This window comes from Vagococcus vulneris (genome assembly GCF_003950515.1).
GTDB lineage: Bacteria > Bacillota > Bacilli > Lactobacillales > Vagococcaceae > Vagococcus > Vagococcus vulneris.
Window position 1 is genome coordinate 22904 of the sequence record NZ_NGJS01000004.1, and the last position, 19968, is coordinate 42871.

Annotated in this window: 21 protein-coding genes; 19 read left to right on the forward strand and 2 right to left on the reverse strand. The window is 35.0% G+C overall.

Annotated features, from left to right (window positions below; genetic code table 11):
- The first annotated feature begins 2 nt into the window (after positions 1–2).
- The 4 genes from CBF37_RS04010 (at position 3) to CBF37_RS04025 (ending at position 2441) form a co-directional block, all read left to right on the forward strand.
- Positions 3–731 carry a rhomboid family intramembrane serine protease gene (locus tag CBF37_RS04010; RefSeq protein WP_125983437.1) on the forward strand — a complete coding sequence of 243 codons (729 nt, stop codon included), beginning with the start codon at positions 3–5 and terminating at the stop codon, positions 729–731.
- Positions 732–833: 102 nt separating this feature from the next.
- Entirely contained in the window at positions 834–1043 is a 210-nt protein-coding gene (locus CBF37_RS04015; RefSeq protein ID WP_125983438.1) for a YqgQ family protein, read from the forward strand.
- Positions 1043–2011 (forward strand): ROK family glucokinase, encoded by a 969-nt coding sequence (locus tag CBF37_RS04020; RefSeq protein ID WP_125983439.1) that lies wholly within the window; start codon positions 1043–1045, stop codon positions 2009–2011. Before CBF37_RS04015 ends, CBF37_RS04020 begins: the two co-directional genes overlap by 1 nt.
- 28 nt (positions 2012–2039) lie before the next feature.
- Entirely contained in the window at positions 2040–2441 is a 402-nt protein-coding gene (locus CBF37_RS04025; protein WP_125983440.1) for a rhodanese-like domain-containing protein, read from the forward strand.
- 31 nt (positions 2442–2472) lie between these two features.
- On the opposite strand, the gene CBF37_RS04030 is transcribed toward CBF37_RS04025, so the two are convergent.
- Positions 2473–2640: a DUF3042 family protein gene (locus tag CBF37_RS04030; protein WP_125983441.1), complete on the reverse strand. Its 168-nt coding sequence runs from the start codon at positions 2638–2640 to the stop codon at positions 2473–2475.
- A gap of 197 nt (positions 2641–2837) precedes the next feature.
- On the opposite strand from CBF37_RS04030, the gene miaA reads away from it, so the two are divergent.
- The 14 genes from miaA to CBF37_RS04100 all read left to right on the forward strand — a co-directional run bounded on the left by miaA (position 2838) and on the right by CBF37_RS04100 (position 17589).
- Entirely contained in the window at positions 2838–3779 is a 942-nt protein-coding gene (gene miaA / locus CBF37_RS04035) for a tRNA (adenosine(37)-N6)-dimethylallyltransferase MiaA (RefSeq protein ID WP_125983442.1), read from the forward strand.
- Positions 3780–3863: 84 nt separating this feature from the next.
- The gene (hflX, locus tag CBF37_RS04040) at positions 3864–5024 is read left to right on the forward strand and encodes a GTPase HflX (protein WP_240626664.1); all 1161 of its coding nucleotides are present in this window, start codon (positions 3864–3866) and stop codon (positions 5022–5024) included.
- 109 nt (positions 5025–5133) lie between these two features.
- The gene (locus tag CBF37_RS04045; protein WP_125983444.1) at positions 5134–5475 is read left to right on the forward strand and encodes a MerR family transcriptional regulator; all 342 of its coding nucleotides are present in this window, start codon (positions 5134–5136) and stop codon (positions 5473–5475) included.
- Positions 5476–5504: 29 nt separating this feature from the next.
- A complete protein-coding gene (glnA, locus tag CBF37_RS04050; protein ID WP_125983445.1) occupies positions 5505–6842 on the forward strand; it encodes a type I glutamate--ammonia ligase in 1338 nt (445 codons plus the stop codon).
- Between the two features lie 156 nt (positions 6843–6998).
- Positions 6999–7562 (forward strand): elongation factor P, encoded by a 564-nt coding sequence (efp, locus tag CBF37_RS04055; RefSeq protein ID WP_125983446.1) that lies wholly within the window; start codon positions 6999–7001, stop codon positions 7560–7562.
- A gap of 98 nt (positions 7563–7660) precedes the next feature.
- Positions 7661–8545: a diadenylate cyclase CdaA gene (cdaA, locus tag CBF37_RS04060; RefSeq protein WP_125983447.1), complete on the forward strand. Its 885-nt coding sequence runs from the start codon at positions 7661–7663 to the stop codon at positions 8543–8545.
- On the forward strand, positions 8545–9558 hold the full coding sequence (locus CBF37_RS04065) for a CdaR family protein (RefSeq protein WP_125983448.1): 1014 nt from the start codon (positions 8545–8547) through the stop codon (positions 9556–9558). The genes cdaA and CBF37_RS04065 overlap by 1 nt, the downstream gene beginning before the upstream one ends.
- 29 nt (positions 9559–9587) lie before the next feature.
- Positions 9588–10946, forward strand: a complete 1359-nt coding sequence (glmM, locus tag CBF37_RS04070; RefSeq protein WP_125983449.1) for a phosphoglucosamine mutase — start codon at positions 9588–9590, stop codon at positions 10944–10946.
- A 353-nt stretch (positions 10947–11299) separates the two neighbouring features.
- On the forward strand, positions 11300–13108 hold the full coding sequence (gene glmS / locus CBF37_RS04075) for a glutamine--fructose-6-phosphate transaminase (isomerizing) (protein ID WP_125983450.1): 1809 nt from the start codon (positions 11300–11302) through the stop codon (positions 13106–13108).
- 295 nt (positions 13109–13403) lie between these two features.
- Entirely contained in the window at positions 13404–14114 is a 711-nt protein-coding gene (gene nagB / locus CBF37_RS04080; protein ID WP_125983451.1) for a glucosamine-6-phosphate deaminase, read from the forward strand.
- Between the two features lie 196 nt (positions 14115–14310).
- Entirely contained in the window at positions 14311–14511 is a 201-nt protein-coding gene (locus tag CBF37_RS04085; RefSeq protein WP_125983452.1) for a cold-shock protein, read from the forward strand.
- 129 nt (positions 14512–14640) lie between these two features.
- The gene (gene galE, locus CBF37_RS04090; protein ID WP_125983453.1) at positions 14641–15624 is read left to right on the forward strand and encodes a UDP-glucose 4-epimerase GalE; all 984 of its coding nucleotides are present in this window, start codon (positions 14641–14643) and stop codon (positions 15622–15624) included.
- Between the two features lie 22 nt (positions 15625–15646).
- On the forward strand, positions 15647–16858 hold the full coding sequence (locus CBF37_RS04095; protein WP_125983454.1) for a hypothetical protein: 1212 nt from the start codon (positions 15647–15649) through the stop codon (positions 16856–16858).
- A 17-nt stretch (positions 16859–16875) separates the two neighbouring features.
- Positions 16876–17589, forward strand: a complete 714-nt coding sequence (locus tag CBF37_RS04100) for a CPBP family intramembrane glutamic endopeptidase (protein ID WP_125983455.1) — start codon at positions 16876–16878, stop codon at positions 17587–17589.
- A 93-nt stretch (positions 17590–17682) separates the two neighbouring features.
- Here CBF37_RS04100 and CBF37_RS04105 read toward each other — a convergent pair whose 3' ends face one another.
- Positions 17683–18252, reverse strand: coding sequence for a GNAT family N-acetyltransferase (locus CBF37_RS04105; protein WP_125983456.1), 570 nt, complete (start codon positions 18250–18252; stop codon positions 17683–17685).
- Positions 18253–18435: 183 nt separating this feature from the next.
- Between CBF37_RS04105 and CBF37_RS04110 the strand changes: the two genes are divergently transcribed.
- Positions 18436–19914 carry a glycoside hydrolase family 32 protein gene (locus CBF37_RS04110; protein WP_125983457.1) on the forward strand — a complete coding sequence of 493 codons (1479 nt, stop codon included), beginning with the start codon at positions 18436–18438 and terminating at the stop codon, positions 19912–19914.
- Positions 19915–19968 lie beyond the last annotated feature (54 nt).

Consider the following 19968-nt stretch of genomic DNA (forward strand, 5'->3'; position numbering starts at 1 on the left):
ATATGTATGACATATCTTCAAAATGGGATCGCGTAAAGCGAGGTCCATATATTACTTATTTATTTTTAGGTATTCAGCTGGTCGTTTTTTTGTTAATGGAGCTCAAAGGCATAAGCCAAGGAGAATATTCGGGATCTGAAAATATTGGTATTTTACAACAGTTTGGTGCGATGACATCCGGAGACGTCATCTATAGACATCAGTATTGGCGATTTATTACGCCTATTTTTATTCATATAGGATTAATGCATTTAGCTGTAAACTCATTAACCCTATATTTAGCTGGACGTATTTTGGAACCTTTAATTGGACACTGGCGATTTTTTACATTATATCTATTAAGTGGTATAATGGGTAATTTTATCAGTTTTGCTTTCTCTGATATTTCTTCAATCTCAGCTGGTGCCAGCACATCTTTGTTTGGAATGTTTGCGGCATTTATCATTTTAGGTAGGATGTTTCCAAAGCAGCCAGTCATTCGTCAAATGAGTCAAAATATGATTTTGCTGATTGTTATGAACTTAGTGTTGAATTTATTTGATTCTGGTGTTGATATTTACGGTCATATTGGTGGTGCTGTTGGGGGATTATTGTTAATGCTGATTTTAAGAACACCTAAATCAACGAAAAGTTACCAATCTCAAATGAATCCCCATTTACGAATTATTTCGGTTATTATTTTTACTTTTATTTTATTTTTTTCATTCATATATGGTTTTAGATATAAATAGTTTTTGTAAATACGAAATGGTAACGGTAACTAAATAATTTATCCCGTTAACTCACTATGATTTTTTATAAGTAATCTGTATAATAATATAGGAAGTGTTTGAGTGAAAACGTTATATGATGTTCAGCAATTATTGAAACAATTTGGCATTTTTGTTTACGTTGGTAACCGCTTGTGGGATATTGAATTAATGATGATTGAATTAAGAGGATTACATGATGGAAATGTCATTGAGCGTAAAACATTTATAAATGCGATGCTAGTTTTGAAAGAAGAACACTATCAAGAAACTTTGTATCAGGAGGAAAAATGATGAACAAAAAGTTAATAGGAATCGATTTAGGTGGTACGACAGCAAAATTTGCAATATTAACAACAGATGGAGAAATTCAGCAACGCTGGAGCATTCCAACAAACATTAATGATCAGGGGGCACATATTGTCCCAGACATTATTAATTCGATTAGACACCGTTTAGGTCTTTACAACATGACTGCTAAAGAATTTATCGGTATTGGCATGGGGACGCCTGGTACTGTGGATCGTGATGCGGGCACTGTTATAGGTGCTTATAATTTGAACTGGAATGATTTGCAGCAGATTAAAGCACCTATTGAAGATGCTTTAGGAATACCTTTTACATTAGATAATGACGCTAATGTTGCCGCTTTAGGTGAACAGTGGAAGGGTGCTGGAGAATCTTCAGAAGATGTAGCTTTTATGACATTAGGAACTGGTGTTGGTGGAGGTATTATTGCATCAGGTAATTTGATCCACGGTGTCAGTGGCGCTGCTGGTGAAATAGGTCATATAAATGTAGAACCAACTAATGGATTTCAATGTACTTGCGGGAGAAAGGGCTGTCTTGAAACAGTTGCAAGTGCTACAGGTGTTGTCCGCCTTGCAAGGACAATGTCTGAAGAGTACGCTGGAGAATCTGAATTAAAATTTATGATTGATGACGGTCAAGAGGTATCGAGTAAAGATGTTTTTGATTTGGCAAAAGCAAATGATCATTTTGCTCTATCCGTTGTTGATAAAGTATGTTATTATCTAGGTTTGGCCTGTGGTCATCTCGGTAATATCTTAAACCCAAGTAGTATTGTTATTGGCGGTGGGGTTTCTGCAGCTGGTGATTTTCTACTTGAGCGTGTGGATAATTATTTTTCACAGTTTGCTTATCCGCAGGTAGCTGAAACAACAGGGATTAAATTAGCCAAATTGGGAAATGAAGCTGGTGTCATCGGAGCTGCTTCTTTAGCATTAAGTTTTAATAAATAATTAAAAATGAAAGAGGTTTTTAAGAACTATGGGGTTTGTTTATACATTAAACATTATTCTTTTTACAATTTTAATTTGTGTTGGATTGTATCAATTGTATTTTTATATTAAATTAAAAACATCTGCAAAATACATCACGCAAGAAGAATTACAGAAAAATATGCGTAAGGGACAAATTATTGATGTTCGTGAGAAAGAGGAATTTAATCGTGGTCACATTCTAGGTGCCCGTAGTGTTCCTTTTACAATTGCTCGTGCACATAAAGAATATCTGACAGCGATTAGAAAAGACGCACCAGTTTATTTATACGATAATAAAAAAGCTTTTTCTATTAATATGGCTCGTTTGTTAAAAAAAGAAGGATACACCGATATTTATGTGTTAAAAGGCGGATATACAAATTGGACAGGTAAGAAGAAGACAAAATAAAAAGAGCCAACATAGTGTTGGCTCTTTTTATTTATCTTGCTCGGCTTTTACGTTTTGCTTTACGTCGATTGTCATCAATCATTGCTTCTTTTTCTTCAACTGGTTCAATAACTATTTTTTTAAGCCCGTATGCAAGTCCGGAAATAGCTGCAAGTGTGATTGCAGTACCTGTTAAATAACCCGATGTGAATTTTTTCATAGCAGACACCCTCTCTCTTTAACTATAAATTACACTAATATTTTAACATAAACTAAGCATATTGAGGAATGATATCCATTATTATTGTGTAACATGGTAAAATATAAAAAAGGAGTGGTTAGATGTCATGTGTTTTGAGTTAGGCTTAACATGATTACCCTAAAAAATAATTAAGAATGAGAAAACGAGGAAAATAAATGAATAAAGACAAGGTTTTAGTGATTGTCGGACCGACAGCAGTTGGAAAAACTGCATTAAGTATTCAATTGGCAAAAGAGTTTAATGGTGAGGTAATCAGCGGTGATTCATTGCAGGTATACCGTACATTGGATATAGGAACCGCAAAGGCTGGTTATGAAGAGAGATCTGGCATCCCACATCATCTAATCGACATTATCGAACCTGAAGCTTCATATACAGTCAGTGATTTTAAACAATCAGCTGAAAAGATTATTCAAAATTTATCTTCTGAAAAAAAAGTCCCAATTATTTGCGGTGGAACCGGTATGTACATTCAGTCATTATTATTTGATTTTCAATTAGGAAAAAAAGATAGTCAGCATTTAGATATGTCAGTCAGAGAAAAATGGGAAAAATTTTTGGTAAATCAGGGGAAAATTAAGTTATGGAAAGAATTGGCCGAGATAGATAAAGCAGCCGCATTAGCAATTCATCCAAACAACATCAAACGTGTGATACGTGCACTAGAAGTCTATGAAACGACAGGAAGCAGTATTCTTAATCAACAGGAGATTGATTTTAAGGATCTAACCCAAAGTCAATACGACTGTAAAGTTGTCGGCTTGATGACGGAACGCAGTCTTTTATACGAACGCATTAATAAACGGGTTGATTTGATGATGGAGATGGGCTTGTTGGCCGAAGCGAAAATGGTTTACAATTTAGGTGATGTGCAAGCAAAACAAGGAATTGGATATAAAGAGTTCTATCCTTATTTTACCGGTGAAATGTCTTTGGAGTCTGCGGTCGAAAAGGTTAAGCAGCATTCAAGGCAATATGCCAAGCGTCAAATGACTTGGTTTAGAAATCGAATGACAGTTGAATGGTTTGATGTTATTCAATACCCTGAACAACAAATCGTAATAAGAGATGATATAAAGAAATGGTTGTTTAATTAAAAAGATAAGAGGTGTGGTATCATCGAGAAAGCAATATTAGTAGGAGTGGAGACACAGGATAATTATCAAGTATTTACTGAGTCTATGAAAGAGTTAGCAAGCTTGACAGAAACTGCACAAGGTGATGTAGTTGGTGAATTAATCCAGAAGTTACCAACAGTGAACAAAAAAACAATAATCGGTAAAGGAAAGTTAGAAGAATTAACTCAATTAATTTTGGCGCGAGAAGCTGACATGGTTATCTTTAATCATGAATTAACAGCTAGGCAGACCGCTTTTATTGAAGAAGCAGTGCAAGTAAAAGTAATTGATCGAGTGCAGTTGATTTTAGATATTTTTGCATTACGTGCTAGGTCTAAAGAAGGTCAACTGCAAGTTGAATTGGCGCAACTCAGTTATCTTCTCCCTAGACTAACTGGGCAAGGTATTTCTATGTCACGTCTTGGTGGTGGTATAGGTACACGTGGACCAGGTGAAACCAAATTAGAAACGGACCGCCGCCATATTAGAAATAAAATGAGTCAGATAAAGAAAGAGCTAAAAGAATTGTCAGCACATCGGGAAAGAATTAGACAAAAGCGTCAGGAATCGGAAGTGTTTCAAATCGGTTTAATCGGCTATACTAATGCGGGTAAATCGACAATTATGAATGCTGTAACAAAAGCTGATACCTATGAGCAAGACCAATTGTTTGCGACACTTGATCCGCTGACAAAAAAATGGACATTACCGAGTGGCATGCAAATGACATTGACTGATACGGTCGGATTTATTCAAGATTTGCCGACACAGCTGATAGAGGCATTTCAATCAACTTTAGAGGAAAGCCATGATATGGATTTACTATTACATGTAGTAGATAGCAGTTCCTCAGACCGATTGCAGCAAGAACAAACGGTAATGCACTTGCTGCATGACTTAAAAATGGACAAAACTCCTGTTTTAACTGTTTATAATAAATCTGACCTATGCAGCAAAGAAGTATTTGTTCCGACTCTATTTCCAAATTGTTTGATTTCAGCAAGAAAAGAGCAGGATATTAATTTATTAAAAGATGCAATTATTAGAGAAATGAAATTGGTCTTGGTGCCATATCATATTGAACTAAGCGAAAACCAAGCTTATCTTTTGAGTGAGTTAAATTTAAAAACACTAGTTATAAACTGGAAATATGATGAAAAAAGTCATATTTATATAGTGGATGGATATGCTAAAAAAGGCTCTAAATGGCTATCTTACAAATAAATACAAAAAAAGTTAACTATTATGTCAGATTATCTGACATGGTTTGTTGACTTTTTTTTTAGGGGTTGGTATTATCGGTATAAGCTTTGATGCGAAGGAAGTGGTATAGATGGCTGATAAAGAATTTAGGCGCAATATGTCTGTATTTCCGATAGGTTCTGTTATGACATTGACAGACTTGACTGCAAGACAGATTCGTTATTATGAACAGCAAGGATTAATAACGCCAATAAGAAATGCAGGCAATAATCGCTTATTCTCTTTAAATGATATCGATAGCTTACTGGAGGTCAAGGATATGTTGGAAGCTGGTTTTACATTAAAGGAAATTGGAGAAGAATTTGATGCTGTTAAGAAAAAACAGGACGCAGTGTCTGAGGAAAAAATCCGAATTGCTTTATACAATGATTTGATGCGTGAGAGCGGATTGAGCCAATTAAAACAGTTTTAAAAATTAGATAAGAAAGATGGGATAATTACATGGTTAAATTTACGACAAAAGAACAAATTATTGAAGCAGCTTCAAAAGAAAATGTGAGATTTTTACGATTGATGTTCACTGATATTTTGGGACGGATTAAAAATGTTGAGGTTCCAGTCAGTCAATTAGAAAAGGTATTAGATAATAAAATGATGTTTGATGGATCATCAATTGAAGGATTTGTTCGTATCGAAGAAAGTGACATGTATTTGTATCCTGATTTTTCAACTTGGATGGTTCTGCCTTGGGAAAGTGAAAAAGGCAAAGTAGCTCGTTTGATTTGCGATGTTTATAAACCAGATGGAACACCATTTGAAGGAGATCCTCGAGGAAATCTAAAACGAGTGATTAAAGAAATGAAAAAATTAGGATTTACTGAATTTAATATTGGACCTGAACCTGAATTTTTCCTTTTTAAACTGGATGAAAGCGGCCGGCCAACAAAACAATTGAATGATAACGGGGGATACTTTGATTATGCCCCAATTGATTTAGGTGAAAATTGTCGTCGTGATATTGTTTTAGAGTTAGAAAGCTTAGGTTTTGAAGTGGAAGCCTCACATCATGAATGTGGTCCGGGACAACATGAAATTGACTTTAAGTACGCAGATGCAATAGAAGCGTGTGATAATATCCAAACCTTTGAGTTAGTTGTCCGCACGATTGCTAGAAAACATGGACTTCATGCAACGTTTATGCCGAAACCATTACATGGCATTGCGGGTTCTGGAATGCATATTAATATGTCTTTATTTAATAAAGATGGTAATGTTTTCTACGATGAAAATGGCAAAGATGGTTTGAGCGTGACAGCTTATCAGTTCCTTGGCGGTCTATTAGAGCATGCTCGAGGCTATACTGCTATTTGCAATCCTATTGTCAATTCATATAAACGTTTAGTCCCAGGATTTGAAGCACCTGTTTATGTGGCGTGGAGCGGTAAAAATCGTTCACCTTTAGTTCGTGTTCCGAGTTCGCGAGGCATGTCAACACGATTGGAATTACGCTCAGTTGATCCGACTGCTAATCCATACCTTGCAATGGCAGCACTACTTAAATCTGGACTAGATGGTATTGAAAAAAATACAACACCACCAGCTGAAGTAAATCGTAATATTTATGTGATGACTGAGGAAGAACGACAAGAAGCTCAAATTACAGACTTACCATCAACATTACACAATGCGGTTAAAGCTCTGCGTGAAGACGTCGTGGTACAAGAAGCACTAGGTGATCACATTTACCGAAATTTTGTTGCAGCTAAACGTATGGAATGGTCTGCATTCCGTGAACAAGTATCGGAGTGGGAACGCGAACAATATTTAGAACAATATTAAAATTAAGTTGAAAAGCTGTCAAATTGGTGTTTGACAGCTTTTTTTACGTTTTAAAATAAATGATATGTTTTTCAATGATTTTTTTGAAAAATTTACTTAAATAGGCTGCTTTTATGTTACAATTATAACGTATTTCATTGAAAGGAAGATTTAATTATGATATCAGTTGGAGATTTAAGAGCAGGAATGACGTTTGAAAAAGATGGTAAACTAATTAAAGTTTTAGAATCAAGCCATCATAAACCAGGTAAAGGGAATACTGTAATGCGTCTAAAATTAAGAGATGTTCGTTCAGGTTCTACTACAGATACAACAATGCGTCCTGAAGAAAAAGTAAAAAAAGCTCATATTGACAGCAAATCTGTTCAGTACCTGTATAGTCAAGATGGTATTGCAACATTTATGGATTTAGAAACATATGAACAATATGAAATTCCTGTTGATGTCATCAAAGAGGAATTAAATTACTTATTAGATAACATGGAAGTTACTATCCAATTTTATGAAACAGAAGTTGTTGGTGTCAGCTTGCCGACATCAGTCGTTTTAGAGGTATCTGAAACACAACCATCTATTAAAGGGGCTACAGTTACAGGATCAGGAAAACCTGCAACATTGGAAACAGGACTTGTTGTAAACGTTCCAGACTTTATTGAAGTTGGTGAAAAATTAGAAATTAATACAACGGATGGATCATATATTAAAAGAGCTAAAAATTAAATGTTTAGACAAAGTTTCTGTTATCCTTAATAGGGGTAGGACTTTGTCTTTTTTATGATGTTGTTTGTGCAAACTAAATTGTAAGAGAGGAGGATTAGATGTTTCAACTATTCGAAACAATAAAATCGATGAGCTGGTCAAGTATCATCGACAATCTGCTTTCTGTTAAAACAGTTATTCATTTATTGGATATTTTAGTCGTATGGTATTTTATTTATAAGCTACTTCGCCTACTGAATGGTACAAAAGCAATTCAAGTATTTAAAGGTATTGCTATTATCATCATTATTCGTATTGTTAGTGATTGGATTGGTTTAAATACGGTATCGTGGTTGATGAGCCAAGTAATAACTTATGGAGCCATTGCGGCTATTGTTATTTTTCAACCTGAAGTACGCCGAGGGTTGGAACACTTGGGTCGCGGCGGATTGTTGCGATCTCCGCTTAGAGAAGTTGATTATAAAAGTAAATTAATTGATGACTTAGATGAGGCTATTCAGTATATGTCTAAACGTAAAATTGGCGCATTAATCAGTATTGAACAAGAAACCAGTTTGAATGAGTATATTGAAACCGGTATTTCATTAGATTCCGATATTTCCAACCAATTATTAATTAATATTTTTATCCCAAATACACCGCTACATGATGGAGCCGTTATTATTCAAGGTGAAAAAGTAGCTTCTGCTTGTTCATATTTACCTTTGTCTGAAAGTATGCGCATACCTAAAGAATTTGGTACAAGACATCGTGCTGCTATCGGGTTGAGTGAAGTAACGGATGCTATGACAATTGTTGTATCAGAAGAAACTGGTGATGTCAGTTTAACGTATCGCAATCATTTTAAACCACATTTAGAACGTGAAGAATACTTGAGAATCTTACGTGAAGAACTGGTTAAAAATGAGGATGATAAGTCAAAACGAAATGGTTTTTATCAATTTATTGAAAGTTTGACACAAACAAAAGGAGGGAAAAAATAATGGATAGTAACGAACGGATGCCGTGGTTATTAAAATTGCTCGCTTTATTTTTTGCCCTTTTGCTTTATTTTAATGCTAACACACCAAATGGAGGTACTGAGCAGACAACAGGCCTCAATGATCTAGAGGCTACAGCTATTAATGTGCCTGTTAATGTAACATATAATCAAGATAAATATTTTATCTCTGGCTATGATAAGACAGTTAGTGTAAAATTATCGAGTGCTAATAAAATCTTACTGGATAAAGAATCAAATTCGGAAACACGAAGTTTTTCAGTTGTCATGGATTTAACGAATTATAAAGAGGGTACTTATGAGGTTCCACTTGAAGTAGTTAGCAAACCAGCATCAATAAAAGCAAAAGTGAGTCCTGAAAAAGTACACGTGACAATTGAAAAACGAAAACAAAATACATTTCAAGTGGAACCAGCAATTGACGGTAATATCTTTGCGCAAGGTTATGAAAAACAAGAAGCAAAAGCTGAACCACCCATTGTTGAAATATCCGCCGGAAATAATGCGATTAATCAAATTGATCGTGTTATTGCAGGAGTCAGCGATAAACAAGATGTGTCAAGTGATTTTACGGAGTCAGTTAAATTGTATGCTATAAATAAAAAAGGTGAAACGTTAGATGTGCAAATTAAGCCGGAAACTGTAAAAGTCAGTGTCACTGTGACAGCACCGAAAAAAAAGGTGAAAGTTAACCCAGTTCAAACAGGAACAATTCCTCAAGGCATTAAAGATTATACATTTTCTATTAAAAATAGTGAAGTTGAAATTGAGGGGCCTAGGGCAGTTCTAGATGAAATAAGTGGCATTGATTTAAAAATAGATACGAGTAATATCCGAGATACTTTAAGAAGTTCGTATGTTGTGGTTGTTCCTAAAGACATTAAAGTTAATCCAGAAACTGTCTTTGTAACAGTCATTCCCAACAAACAAGATTCAGACAAACCGGAACATTCATCTAGCGAAAAGAAGGAAGATTCATCAAGTAAAGATAAATAACGATAAAATAGATTAGGAGAAATTAAACTATGGGGAAATATTTTGGAACGGATGGAGTTAGAGGTGTTGCCAATCAGGAATTAACACCAGAATTAGCATTTAAAGTTGGTCGCTGCGGTGGGTATGTCTTATGCCAACATAATCAGGGAACAAAGGAACAGCCTCAAGTATTGGTCGGTAGAGACACACGTATATCAGGCCAAATGTTGGAGCAGGCCTTGATTGCGGGTTTGATGTCGGTTGGTATTGAAGTTTTACAATTAGGTGTTATTTCAACACCGGCCGTTGCATATTTAACACGTACGCAGAAGGCGGCGGCAGGTGTCATGATTTCTGCTTCTCATAATCCAGCTCAAGACAATGGTATCAAGTTTTTTGGACCGGATGGATATAAATTGGAGGATGCAGAAGAAGCTGAAATTGAAGCACTTTTAGATGCTGAAACAGATACATTGCCTAGACCTTCAGCTAAAGGACTAGGTACCGTAGATGAGTATCCTGAAGGAGTTCAAAAGTATATTGAGTTTTTAAAAGGAACAATTGATGGAGACTTATCTGGATTATCTGTTTGTCTAGATGCTGCAAATGGTGCAACAACGCCAATAGTTAATCTTTTATTTGCAGATTTAGAAACAGACTTTTTCACTATGGGTGTGAAACCTGATGGATTAAATATTAACGATGGTGTTGGCTCGACACATCCTGAAAAATTGGCAGAATTAGTCGTTGAAAAAGGTGTAAATTTAGGTTTAGCTTTTGATGGTGATGGCGACAGAGTGATTGCGATTGATGAAAAGGGAAATATTGTCGACGGAGATAAAATTCTTTATATTTGCGGTAAATATTTGGCCGAAAAAAATCGCTTGAATGATAAGACTGTTGTTGCAACAGTAATGAGTAATCTAGGTTTTCATAAGGCGGTAGAAAATGCTGGCATGAAAACAATCGCAACACAGGTTGGTGACCGTTATGTCGTTGAAGAAATGAAAAAAATGGGATACAATTTGGGTGGTGAGCAATCAGGTCATATTATTTTTCTAGATTTTAATACAACTGGAGACGGTTTATTATCAGGTATTCAGCTAATGCACGTGATGAAAGAAACTGGAAAAGAACTGTCTGAATTAGCTAGTGAAATTGAGGAATATCCACAGAAATTAGTTAATATAAAAGTATCGGATAAGTACGGTGCGATGGATGTACCGGCTATAAAGGATGTTATTGAGAAAGCCGAGGAAGAGATGAATGGAGATGGACGTATTTTAGTTCGCCCTTCTGGAACAGAACCGTTATTACGCGTGATGGCTGAAGCACCTACAGTAGAAAAAGTTAATTATTATGTTGATAAAATAGCGGCTGTTGTTGTTGAAGAAATAGGAATCGACTAAAAATAAGAGAAGTCTGCAGAAATGCAGCTTCTTTTTTTATTTGACTATACCAATTTCTATTTTTTAAAATTAAAATGCTTGAATGGTTGACAAGGTAAAAGCTAAATAGTAAGATATTCTTGTTTCTATTATAAACAGTTGATTAGGAGGGTAGATATACCAATAATTATGGATAGCGCCAGACCTGCAGATATCGCAGGTGACGAGGATAGAACTTATCGAATATTCGGCGGATGGTTCTAGGGACTGCGCCCTTAAAAGAAAAATTAAAAATTGGCGGTAACGCTATAACAGAGTTTTTCCAAGCAGAATAGAAACAACTTAATGATAAATAGAAAGTTGGAAAATATAAAATGTGTGGAATTGTTGGAGTTATTGGAAGTAATCGAGCAAAAGAAATTTTAATAAACGGCTTACATAAATTAGAATATCGCGGTTATGACTCAGCAGGTATCATGGTCGCAAATGAAGAAGATGGCTATGTTATGAAAACCCCAGGACGTGTGGCAGAGTTAGAGGCACTAGTTGCTGACAAACCAAGTAATGGTACTGGGATTGGTCATACACGCTGGGCAACACATGGTGTACCAAGTGTTGAAAATGCACACCCACATGTTTCTAAAAGTGGCCGATTCGGTTTGGTTCATAATGGTGTTATCGAAAATTTTGAACAATTAAAAGAAGACTATGTATCAGATATTGCATTAGATGGCGATACAGATAGTGAAGTAATTGTGGAAGTTATTGATTATTTTGCACGACAAGGCCAATCTGGTTTTGAAGCATTTAATAGTATGCTTAAAGTTGTTAAAGGATCATATGCTTTTGCATTAATTGACTTAGAAGATCGTAATAAATTATTTTTAGCTAAAAATAAAAGTCCTTTATTAGTTGGTTTAGCGGATGGATATAATTTAGTCGGCAGTGATGCAATGGCAATGATTAATGAAACAGATAAATATATGGAAATCATGGACGGAGAACGCATTATCTTAACAAGTGATTCTGTGACTATTTATAGTGCAGAAGGCGAAGAAATTACACGTGATTACTATGTTGCTGAGATTGATGCGAATGATACCGAAAAAGGCTTATATCCTTTTTATATGTTAAAAGAAATTGATGAACAACCTTCTGTAATGCGTACATTAATCCGACATTATGCGAAAGAGAATAATACAATCAATATTGATGAAGATTTAGTTGAGCGTGTTGCTGGCAGCGATCGTATTTATGTAGTAGCATGCGGAACAAGTTGGCATGCAGGTTTAGTCGGAAAAGACATGTTAGAAAAATTAACAAATATTCCAGTAGAGGTACACTTAGCTAGCGAAATCGGCTATGATATGCCAATACTCTCACAAAAGCCTTATTTTATTTTCTTAAGTCAAAGCGGTGAGACAGCAGATAGCCGTCAAGTATTAGTTAAAGTAAATGAGTTAAATCTACCGTCATTAACAATAACAAATGTAAAAGGTTCTACATTATCTCGTGAAGCGAGTGATACATTATTATTATATGCTGGACCTGAGATTGCAGTTGCTTCAACTAAGGCATATACGTCTCAAATCGCAGTAATGCTATTTTTGGCAAAGGCTGTCGGATTAGTTAGAAAACAAAAAGCAGCGATTGAATTAGATGTGATACATGAAATAGGTATTGTGGCAAGCATTATGGATACATTAGTAGATGAAAAAGAAAAATTCGCTTCATTAGCAAAAAACTATTTACATGATACACGCAACGCCTTTTATATCGGACGTGGTTTAGACTATGCAGTGTCACTAGAAGGAGCATTGAAGCTTAAAGAAATTTCTTACATCCAAGCTGAAGGATTTGCGGCTGGTGAGTTAAAACACGGAACCATTGCTTTGATTGAGAAAGGAACGCCTGTTTTAGCACTTATTACTGGTGAAAATACAGCTAGTCATACACGGGGTAATGTAAAAGAAGTTGAGAGTCGCGGCGCTGAAACGATTGTTATTTCTATGGAAGGTTTGGATGCAAAAGGTGATGATGTAGTATTGCCTAAAATTCATAGCTTATTAACACCATTAATCAGCGTAGTACCATTGCAGTTGATTGCATATTATGCAAGCTTGCAACGTGGCTTAGATGTTGATAAACCAAGAAATTTAGCAAAAAGTGTGACAGTTGAATAGTTGGAAAGGATAACCGTTTGTGTTATCCTTTTTTATGTTATTTTAATTCATGAGATATGTTACTAAAGATAAATTATGGCAAAGTAAAAAGGTTATTAAAAAAACAAACTTAAATAGATAATTTGAAAATTACAATGTATAAATAATAAAGACATACTAAAATTTATTAAAGTTAATTTTTTTAAGATAAATAGGCAAGTGTATATGGACTTTTTTTTATTTGTTTCGATTGTAAAAAAAGGCTACTTACAGTATAATTGGACTATACCAAAAAAGTGTAGGAGGTTATCAGCAAATGAAAATTATTACAGTTAAAGATCAAGTTGAAGGCGGAAAGAAAGCCTTTGATTTAATAAAAAATGCTATGGGAAACCACGAGATTAAAACATTAGGACTAGCAACAGGCAGTACGCCTAAAACATTGTATAAAGAGATGGTTACAAGTAATCTTGATTTCCGTAATCTACAGTCTATAAATTTAGATGAATACGTTGGTTTGCCGGCAAATAATTCTCAAAGTTATCATTTTTTTATGGAGGAACACCTATTTAAAGCTAAACCATTTAAAATTAATTATATCCCAAACGGTGTTGCAGAAAATATAGAGGCTGAATGTATCCGTTATAACAAAATAATAGACGAAAACCCTGTGGATATTCAAATTCTAGGTATCGGTGAAAATGCACATATTGGTTTTAATGAACCGGGATCTTCTTTTGGTAGTGAAACACGTGAAGTAGCACTTACAGAATCTACGATAAAGGCTAATAGCCGTAATTTTGAGAATATATCAGATGTGCCGACACATGCTATATCGATGGGAATAAAATCAATTATGCATGCAAAAAAAATTATTTTATTAGCATTCGGTGAAAAAAAAGCAGAGGCGGTTAAACAAACGATTACTGGTCCAATTTCAGAAGATATTCCATCAAGTGTTTTACAACTTCATCCGGATGTCACACTGATTGTCGATCAAGCCGCGGCAAGTAAAATTGACGCTTAGGACATAAAAGAAAAAATATATTTAACAAATTTCATAAAAAGAGTTGCTTAAAATTTGTTTATGTGTTAAGTTTATTTATGTAGTATTTTTGATACAAATTAGGAATAATTATATAAGATTTATAGTTTCCTTTTTTATGCATCACATATATTGCAACAATACACGCATACAAGGTATGCATATAGGAGGAAGCAACATGGCACAAGGTACAGTAAAATGGTTTAACGCAGACAAAGGTTTTGGATTTATCACTCAAGAAGACGGATCAGACGTATTCGCACACTTCTCAGCTATCCAAGGTGAAGGTTTTAAAACTTTAGAAGAAGGTCAAACAGTGACTTTTGATGTTGAAGAAGGTCAACGTGGACCTCAAGCAACAAACATCGTTAAAGCTTAATTTTAACTTGTTAAAGACATCTAGGAATTTCCTAGATGTCTTTTTTTGTTTCTCATAGAGAAATAAGAACAGATAGTGTAAAATAATAAATTGTAAGTTTAAATGTGTTTATACATAGGAGGATAAATAATGACAATTGCAGTCTTAGGCGGTGCGGGATACATTGGGTCACATGCTGTTCAAGAATTAATTAAATCAGGTAGGGATATTATAGTTATCGACAATCTTTTAACAGGACACAAGGAAGCTATTCATCCTGATGCACGTTTCTATAAAGGTGATATCCGTGATAAAGCATTTTTAACTGAAGTATTAAAAAAAGAAACTGTCACAGGTATTGTTCATTTTGCGGCTAGTTCCTTAGTCGGTGAATCTGTTGAGAAACCACTGGAATATTTTAATAACAATGTCCACGGGACGCAAATTGTTTTAGAAGTAATGAAAGAACAAGACATTAATCATATTGTCTTTTCTTCTACTGCTGCCACATATGGAGAACCAGAACGCGTCCCAATTGATGAGGCAACACCAACAAACCCTAAAAATCCTTATGGTGAAAGTAAGTTGATGATGGAAAAAATGATGCACTGGTGTGATGAGGCATATGGAATCAAATATGTTGCACTGCGCTATTTTAATGTGGCCGGTGCAAGTATTAACGGTTCAATTGGTGAGGACCACCAACCTGAGACTCACTTAGTACCCATTATACTGCAGACTGCACTTGGACAAAGAAAAGAGATTACAATTTTTGGTGATGATTATCCAACTGCAGACGGCTCTTGTGTGAGAGATTATGTTCATGTTGTTGATTTGTGTCAGGCACATGTTCTAGCGTTAGATTATCTAGAAGCTGGTAGCGATAGCAATATTTTCAATTTGGGCAGCAGTCAAGGCTTTTCAGTGAAAGAAATGGTCGAAGAAGCGAGATACTTGACGGAAAAAGAAATACCATCAAAAATTGGGCCGAGACGTGCTGGTGATCCTGCCGTTCTAGTGGCAACTTCAGAAAAAGCACAACGTATTTTGAAGTGGGACCCGCAGTATACAAATTTAAATGATATATTCAAGACGGCCTGGGCTTGGCATCAATCTCATCCAACAGGATATTAAGAAGTAAAGGTGGTAAAGTAATATGGATAAAAGCCAATTAATTAATGATTTTGCAACGTTAGCTATTCAATCAGGCGGTTGGATGGAAATGGATCGAGTATATTTGCAAAATCAATTAGCAGATCTCTTGCATGAAACGGCGTTTAATCGGGAAACCCTTGTAAAAAATATTCCTAGTGAAGCAAGTGTTTTAATTGAAGAATTGGTAAAGGTTGCCTGTTCAAATGGTGCGATGACGTCATCTGAATCATTGGAGAACTATAAGACAAAGCTCTTAGATTTTTTAACACCGCCACCAGCAGTTATAAATGCGATGTTTTCACAACATTTCAATGATGATCCGCAAGTAGCGCTTGATTATTTTTACAATATTTGTTTGCAAAATCAACAGGTGAGAGTACCTAAAACAACTCGTACAGAAAATTTGACTGTTCCCTACCCATTGAATGTAAAAAAAATTGCGATGTCATCAATTACAGATGTACCATTTGTGGAAGGTCATAGATATTGTCCAGTATGTTCAGCGAATGAAGGCTATATTAATAGAGAACAACAGGTTTTTGACAGAAATATGCGTTTAATCAGAATGAATTTATTAGGAGACAGCTGGTTTTTCAGATTTAATCCGATTAGTTTTCAGCGTCAGCAAGGTATATTTATACCAGAAAAACATGAACATTTAAATCGACGACAGCTGTTAAGCCGAGCTATTCAACTTGTTGACGTGTTTTCATCTTACATGATTGGTTTTATTGATAATGCACACACAGCGCTTGAGCATAGTTATTTAGAAGGTGCTAATCAATTATTTCCCATCGAATCTGCAAAAAACATAAATTTATTTGATATAATAATTTTTCCTACAGTTAAAGGCAGACTATTAAACTGGAATCATTCTTCAGTTTCTTTAACTAGTGCGCAGCCGATGGACTTATTGAATGCAGTAGATTATTTTATCTCGAAATGGATTTCTGAGAACAATAGGGATACGCCTATCGCTGTTGCTATGCGTAAAAATGCTGATCTGTATACGTGTTATATTATTTTTATGGACTATCGCTTGTATGAGACAATCGGAATGATAAAGCAAGGATTTAATCAGACAATTAATTGTTTTGATGCATTAGGTACTTATACACTAGACGATGAGGCAGACAGTACAACAATTATAGATGTTGAAAATCCTAACCATATTTCTACTGGAATTTTAGAAACTTTTATTAAAACACTATAAAGAGGAAGGAAGATATTATGAAGTTTTGGAAAGTGATTTTAAATATACTGATTTTGATCGGTTTGTTTATTGTCTCTCAGATACCGATGACAATAGTTATGATTCCCTCGATGATGGCGCAATTTAAAAAAACTTCATCGTTTGGCAATATGATAGTAAGTATTGTATTTCTTATAGTATTTATTCTCTGTGCTTGGCTTTTTATTTGGTTGTACCGAAAACTATCAAATGATACATCTTGGTCAATTGATTTTAAAACTGTCGGTATTATCATCGGTACTTTTTTAATTGGTCGAATTTTTGTAACATTTGGAACGATTCTGATGGAAAAAATATATGGTGTAAGTACCACAGCCAATGATACAGCAATTCAAAGTTTATTTGGAAAAGATAGTTCCTCAACAATTGTTATTCTTTTGAGTATATCAATTGCAATTGGTGCTCCACTTTTTGAAGAAATAATGTTTAGAGGGCTGCCTAAAGCCATGTTTGGCTCAGTGGTGCCCAACTGGCTGTTATGGCTGTTGACATCTCTTGCATTTGCATCGGTCCATCTAAGTGAAAATATTATTTCATTCTTTATGTATTTTATTTTAGGTTTACTGATGTACTATGTTTTTCAACGACGAGGAAAAATTGTTGATTCAATGTTGTTTCATTTTTTAAATAATATTTTTCCGACAATTGCTTTACTATTAGTGTATTTTGATGTAATAAATTTACCTATGTAATATAGAATTATCTTCTATTAACATTTTTATAAATTGTATAACTATTAAATTTTTAAAAAAAGCCACTCTGTTATATCGAACAGAGTGGGTTTTTTAGTCTATATTTAATTGTAAATGGTTGTAATGATGGTCGGCTAGAATCATTTCACCGACTTTTTTGAAACCCTGTTTCAAATAAACACTTTTAGCTTTATCATTTACTGTGTCACAATTTAGACCAATAATTTTTCGACCGCTGTTGACAGCAACTTTGGGCAATGCTGAAAGCAGCTCGGCAGCTACTCCTTGTTTTCTAAAATGCGGTGAGGTTACCAAAGTATCTAAGTACCATTCGTCAGCAAAGCATTCCTTTTCGTTAAAGAAACGATAATCTTCAGATAGCCCTTGACTGATTAATAATTGAATAAAGTCATCGTCGATGGTATCTTCTATTTCATCAGGATATCCGAAGGCAATCCCGGCAATTTGACTATCAATTTCTTTAACAATTGCACGATTATAACCATAACGATAATTTGGAAATTCAACATAGGCTATTTCTAAAAGGCTGATAATTTCTTCTTCAGACAATTTTTGAAATATGTTGAGTTCCATATCTCGTAAAACAATCATAATTAAAGGAATTACTTCTTTTGCATCTTTTTTTTCTGCATTTCGAATCATATTTATGCCCCCATAAGTAAATTAATCATTATAGGCACTCTATCATGAAGCGATTTAAAGCGCAAGTTGTCATATTTGTGTAAATAGCGATTATTAAAAAAGAAAATAAAAATACAGTATGTTATTATTAAAATGTAGGAATTTTATTAAGGGCTGAATAATATTGATAAAGGAGAGGACTTAATGAATATATTAGAAAAAGCAAATCAATATATTAAAGATGAACGGAAGCAAGTGGTTGATACCTACCGTCATGCTTTTCACGTTATGCCGCCGATTGGTTGGTTAAATGATCCTAATGGTTTTGTGTTTTTCCGTGGTGAATACCATTTGTTTTATCAATTTTATCCTTATGCCAGTGAATGGGGTCCAATGCATTGGGGACATGTTAAGTCAAAAGACCTAGTCAACTGGGTAGAACTTCCGGTTGCTTTAGCACCAGAATTTGACTACGAATTAGACGGTTGCTTTTCTGGCAGCGCGATTGTTAAAGATGACAAATTATACTTGATGTATACGGGTCATTGTGACCGTGATGATAGACGACGTGAAGTACAGTGTTTGGCAGTTTCTGAAGACGGCATCCACTTTAATAAATTAGCGGACAACCCTATAATTGATGAGCGACAGCTGCAAACACATGGTGACATTGCAGACTTTCGCGATCCAAAGGTATTCGAACATGACGGGTTTTATTACACTGTTGTTGCAACAAAAACTGAAAATTATTTAGGCCGGATTTTGATGTTTCAATCGAAGGATTTGATTAATTGGTCATTTTATTCAGTCTTGTTAGAAGGGCAACAGCATCAAGGAATTATGTGGGAGTGTCCTGATCTATTTGAATTGGACGGTAAAGATGTACTTATCATGTCACCGATTGAGATGGATGCAGAAGGGCACAGCTACCATAATATGAGTTCAACAGTTGCCTTTATCGGCGAGATGGATTGGGTTAATGGTAAGCTGACCGTCGAAAATTATCATGAAATCGATGGAGGACTTGATTTTTATGCGCCGCAAACGTGTGAAAATGATCAAGGACAGCGCCTTATGATTGCTTGGATGCAAATGTGGAAACGCAATATTCCGACGCATGAATTAGGTCATGGTTGGTCAGGTTCGATGACTTTTGTCAGAGAATTATCAGTAACTGATAACCGTTTGTGTCAAAGACCGGTTAAAGGACTGTACGAAGCATTAGATATGCAGTTTGAACAATATCAAGTAGCAGTAACGGATGAAAACAGCTGGGTTAGCGAACCTCTGATGGGTTCACAGAGTTATGCAAGATTAGTTATTACCCCTGTCGAAGCGACCGCATTTAATTTGAGATTGTTTGAGATTGAACAGGAAGATTTATTCTTAAGCTATGACTTAGAGAGTGAGATTTTAACAGTTAATCGTGGTAATCTGGGGTATCCACTTAAAGGTGTTGAAAAAAAACATCTAGTTGAGCGTTCAATGAATGCGCCGTTGATAAACGGCCAGTTAGAATTAGAGTTTATTCGTGACCAATCTTCCATTGAAATTTTTATTAATCAACGTGATACGATGACCTTTACTTTTTATCAAAAGAGAGACGGTCAAAATATCCAGGTGACAAGTAACGGTAAATTGACCATCGAACAAGCAGTCATTGCTGAAGTAAAAACAAATTAATAAAAGTATTGTCTTTTATAAAGTATTTATGTATAATAATGAAGTACGTGTGAA